Origin of the sequence: Neisseria iguanae (assembly GCF_003013245.1) — a bacterium.
Lineage (GTDB): Bacteria > Pseudomonadota > Gammaproteobacteria > Burkholderiales > Neisseriaceae > Neisseria > Neisseria iguanae.
Genome location: NZ_PXYY01000138.1, coordinates 1 through 3881 on the forward strand (window position 1 = coordinate 1; position 3881 = coordinate 3881).

The 3881-nt window shown below is 47.3% G+C and carries 3 protein-coding genes; 1 reads left to right on the forward strand and 2 read right to left on the reverse strand.

What is annotated here, in order from left to right:
* Window positions 1–712 precede the first annotated feature (712 nt).
* Window positions 713–1519 carry a cytochrome C assembly family protein gene (locus C7N83_RS13230; protein WP_106743207.1) on the reverse strand — a complete coding sequence of 269 codons (807 nt, stop codon included), beginning with the start codon at window positions 1517–1519 and terminating at the stop codon, window positions 713–715.
* Between the two features lie 112 nt (window positions 1520–1631).
* Here C7N83_RS13230 and ffh point away from each other — a divergent pair, with 112 nt between their 5' ends.
* Window positions 1632–2993: a signal recognition particle protein gene (ffh, locus tag C7N83_RS13235; RefSeq protein WP_106743208.1), complete on the forward strand. Its 1362-nt coding sequence runs from the start codon at window positions 1632–1634 to the stop codon at window positions 2991–2993.
* A 302-nt stretch (window positions 2994–3295) separates the two neighbouring features.
* Here the strand turns inward: ffh and C7N83_RS15420 are convergent.
* A partial coding sequence (locus C7N83_RS15420; RefSeq protein WP_211296669.1) for a hypothetical protein occupies window positions 3296–3881 on the reverse strand: 586 nt, incomplete at its 5' end.

Below are 3881 nucleotides of genomic sequence, written 5' to 3' on the forward strand. Positions count from 1 at the left end.
AAACGCAAACTTATCCTGCCCCATTTCCATTAAGTTGCGGATAACCCGCTCTGCTTGACGTCAGTCTGTGGCCGGGCAATACGGGGAAACCTGTTTTGCACACAGGCAGCCGGAAACGGATGTGCCGTACTGCCCCGATATTTCCATGCCGTGATCTGATGGTATAGGGGCAACAATCGATTACATCGCGCAAAAGAACCTTTTACAGCACCGGCAGCGGTACGGCCATGCAAACCTGACTTCTGCCGTCTCTACCCCTTCCGGGAAAGGGTTGGCGGCGCATACCAACGGAGACTGATCCGGCCATCCTTCCCGAAGGGGACGGATTTTAGAAAATTGGGCGGCAAACAGGTTAAGGCGGTTGGGGCTGCCCTCAACCGCCGACCGGGGAAAATACGGGATTATGAGATACCGGCCGATTTGTTTTTAGCGGCTCCTGCCGCCGGCATTTGAGTGTTGCACTTGAAATGCGAATGTAAGGGTATTTTATTTTCATAACCAAAATGTATTTTTATTTAGTACTTTATAATAGTAAATTATTTAAAATAATGCTTGCATATTTGGCTAACTATACTATTACATTTGAGCTATAGTCATGATGAATTATTTTCAACCGATTAAGAAAAAGCCAAGATAGCAAAGGTTATAAAAATAGAAGAGACTGGTAATACTAAAACAATATTCCAATACAAAGAGCTCTTTTTCATTTCACTTATTGGTGCAAGATGATTTCCAACACAAATTTACTACCGACATAAGCCAACACCAAACTGATAAACCCGATAATGGTCCAAATCGCGGCTTTTTTACCACGCCATGCCATCATACTGTGTTTGAGCAATAAGCCGCCGTAAATCAGCCACGATAAAATGCCGAATATGGTTTTATGGGTAAAGGTGAGTGGTTTACCGAATACACTTTCTGCGAAAAATGTTCCGCTGACGACGGAATAAGTCAGCAAGACAAAACCGACCAGCATGCCACGGAACATTAATTTTTCCAAACTCAGCAGCGGCGGTAAAAATGTGACCAGCGAAGACATCTTCCGTTTGTGCAGGCTTCGGTTCAGCAGCAAAATCAATATGGCAAACAACGTCACGATGCCGAATAAGCCGTATGCCAGCAATGAGCTGCCCACATGCAGCATAAACGGCACATCGCTGATTTCATAGCCGATGAATTTCCCCGGAAAAATCATACCCAATAATAAAGACAGCGCGGCACACGGATATAAGAGCAATTGTAATCCGCGCAAACAATAAAAGAAGCTGCCTAAGCAATACATCATCAGCATCAGCCATACAATCAGGCTGATCGAATAGCCGAATCCTGTCACCAAAACCTGATCTTTCAATACCGGCATCAATAAAGCCACGCCGTGCACCAGCAATGCCACACCTAATACCATCAGCTCGGCATGGATAGGATACGCCTGATCGTGGTGTTTTTTATAGCGTATCCACACAAAGCCGGACAATCCGGCATACACCAGCATCAGACAAATCAAAATTATCGGCATAACAAACTTTCTCTGTACACATATTCATAACTGCGTACGATAGTGTAAAATAAAACCTATTTTATTTTATCAAATAATGCTCTCTTGTGGGCAGCAGTTATCAAGGATAAGCATGTTAGACAACTTAACCAACCGTTTCAGTAGCGTTTTGAAAAATATCCGCGGCCATGCGAAATTAACCGAAGACAATATTAAGGAAGCTTTGCGTGAAGTCCGCTTGGCCTTACTGGAAGCCGACGTTGCCTTGCCGGTCGTTAAAGAATTCATCAACAACGTCAAAGAAAAGGCGCTTGGTCAAGAAGTGGCCGGTAGTCTGACACCCGACCAAGCATTCGTCGGGGTTGTCAACAATGCACTGATTGAATTGATGGGCAAGGAAAATACCTCACTGGATTTATCTGTTGCGCCACCTGCCGTGGTGTTGATGGCGGGTTTGCAGGGGGCAGGCAAGACTACCACCGTCGGCAAATTGGCACGCTTACTGAAAACCGGGCAAAAGAAAAAAATTCTCGTAGTTTCTGCCGACGTGTACCGCCCTGCTGCGATTGAACAATTGCGTTTATTGGCAGAACAAGTCGGCGCGGATTTCTTTCCGTCCGACATCAGCCAAAAGCCGGTAGATATTGCCCGTTCGGCCGTCGATTATGCCAAAAAACATTTCTACGATATATTGATGGTCGATACCGCCGGCCGCTTGGCCATCGATGAGGAAATGATGAACGAAATTAAAGCTTTACATGCCGCGGTAAGTCCGGTGGAAACCCTGTTTGTTATTGACTCCATGCTTGGTCAGGATGCCGTTAATACTGCCCAAGCCTTTAACGAAGCACTGCCGCTTACCGGTGTGATTCTGACCAAAATGGACGGTGATGCGCGCGGCGGTGCGGCTTTATCTGTGCGCCACGTTACCGGAAAACCGATTAAATTTATCGGTATCGGTGAAAAAGTCACCGGTTTGGAACCGTTCCATCCCGATCGTATTGCCAGCCGAATTTTGGGTATGGGCGACGTATTGAGTCTGATTGAAGATGTTCAACGCGGTATCGATGAAGAAGCCGCCGCCAAAATGGCGAAGAAAATCCAAAAAGGCAAAGGTTTTGACCTCAACGATTTTAAAGAACAAATCCAGCAAATGCGCAACATGGGCGGCTTGGAAAGCCTGATGTCGAAAATGCCGGGCGAACTCGGCCAGATTTCCAAGCAGATTCCCGAAGGCACCGCTGAAAAAGCCATGGGTAAAGTTGAAGCGATTATCAACTCAATGACCCCGAAAGAACGTGCCAACCCTGCTTTGATTAAAGCCAGCCGCAAACGCCGCATTGCCGCCGGTGCAGGTACGAATGTGCAGGAAGTTAACAAAATGCTGAAACAATTCGAGCAATCCCAGCAAATGATGAAAATGTTCAGCGGCAGCGGCATATCTAAGCTGATGAAAATGGCCAAAGGTATGAAAGGTATGTTCCCAGGCATGTAATGCCGTTGGGTTTATTATATTTACATATCGGGCCGTCTGAAATGTTTTTTCAGACGGCCCGATATGTAAGAAAAGCAGGCGTTGTTTACCGTATTGGAAAGACAATACTGCATGAACCTCCATAAAAACATCCGCCTTACTCCCGCACAATAGCCAAGCCATTTGGTACGCCGATACACAGGATAAAATCAGCGTTACCCTGCCGGCGCAGCAATACCGTGCCGGCAGAGTGACCATCTGCCGTATCCTGAAGGCGGTACGATGGCAACTGCTGACACCGCAACGCAGTACCAATAACCGTTTCAAACAAACCAAATAGGGCATGAAGCGTTTGGCCAAAGCCGGGCGGGGAATCGAAGACAAAGTTCAAGAAGCAGGCAAAACGCGACAGCAAACCTTATCCGGCTGAAACGGCGCACTCCGACACCAAACGGCTGCCTTTGCTTTTGTTGCCATTGATGGTTTTTCATAGGGACTGTACGCAGCCATTCTGCCGGACCGTACTGCCGCCGGTGCTGCTGCATGATGTAATTGATTGCTGCCCGTATACCGTCGGGTGTGCTGATTCCGACAACGGCATGGAATGCACAGGCAACGCCGGCCATCCATTTGGCGAAAACAATATCGGCCGAAAATTTACCCGCGCCGTCCGGCCGCAGACGAACGGTAAAGCAGAGCGGGTTATCCGTACGCTGATGGAAATGGGGCAGGATAAACATCCTTTTCAGGATATGGGACTCCGGCAAAAAGAGCGGTGCCGTTTCGTTAATTTCTAGTAATACGGTACGGTTAAGCCGCACAAAAGTTTGAAAGGTGATAGGCCTTTTGAGATTTTGCAGGCTTGTCTTTCCCAACCTGTCGTGTAAACAACGCGGCTGTTTGCTACAG

Excerpts from the sequence above, each read along its gene's own strand:
- C7N83_RS13230 (WP_106743207.1), bottom strand. The coding sequence starts at position 1,519 with ATGCCGATAATTTTGATTTGTCTGATGCTGGTGTATGCCGGATTGTCC.
- ffh (WP_106743208.1), top strand. The coding sequence starts at position 1,632 with ATGTTAGACAACTTAACCAACCGTTTCAGTAGCGTTTTGAAAAATATC.